The sequence below is a fragment of the Polaribacter sp. 11A2H genome (assembly GCF_011379025.1).
Lineage (GTDB): Bacteria > Bacteroidota > Bacteroidia > Flavobacteriales > Flavobacteriaceae > Polaribacter.
Genome location: NZ_WTLD01000064.1, coordinates 1 through 549, shown reverse-complemented (window position 1 = coordinate 549; position 549 = coordinate 1). Strand labels below are relative to the sequence as shown.

The 549-nt window shown below is 50.3% G+C and carries 1 protein-coding gene; it reads right to left on the bottom strand.

Going from position 1 to position 549, the window contains the following annotated elements:
• The coding region (locus GQS58_RS16940; protein ID WP_166388068.1) for a zona pellucida domain-containing protein at positions 1–513 on the bottom strand (513 nt) is incomplete at its 3' end.
• Between the last annotated feature and the right edge of the window lie 36 nt (positions 514–549).

The window sequence follows — 549 nt, the reverse complement described above, 5'->3', positions numbered from 1 at the left end:
GGGCTGGTCACTTCCTCTTCGGTTACTACATGTGGAGTCACAGCAGCCACACACCTGGTCAGAACCATCTGCAGACACCCAACCATTAGCAGAGAAGGAACAAGCTTTCTGTTCAGGATTTGGAGTCGTTGTTGCTACGGCCACCTTCACCATGCAGGTGATGTAAACCAGTCCACTGTCTGGTTGCTGGAACCTGAAAGCCTCTAGCTGAAGCTGCAACTTGTCACCTTGAGTTCGAGGCATGAAGTGAGATCTGGAGCCTGTGAGCTTGGCATCAACCAGGCACCCATTGTTCTCAATAAAGGAGTATCTGGGGACAGATGTGACATCAGGGACTATTGTAGCCACACAGCTGTCCACAAACACACGGATGGGAACATGGCTGTATGAAAGCACAGATGCTTCAAGATTTATGATGTCACCCAGGAAGTATTGGTTAGAAGGCCTCTCGAATCTCCAGTCATCGGTCATGAGCTTGAGGGAGAAGACGAAGACCTCCTCTGCAGCTTCCATAGAGGTATATGGGACCCAACTGGGCACTAAGGAGTC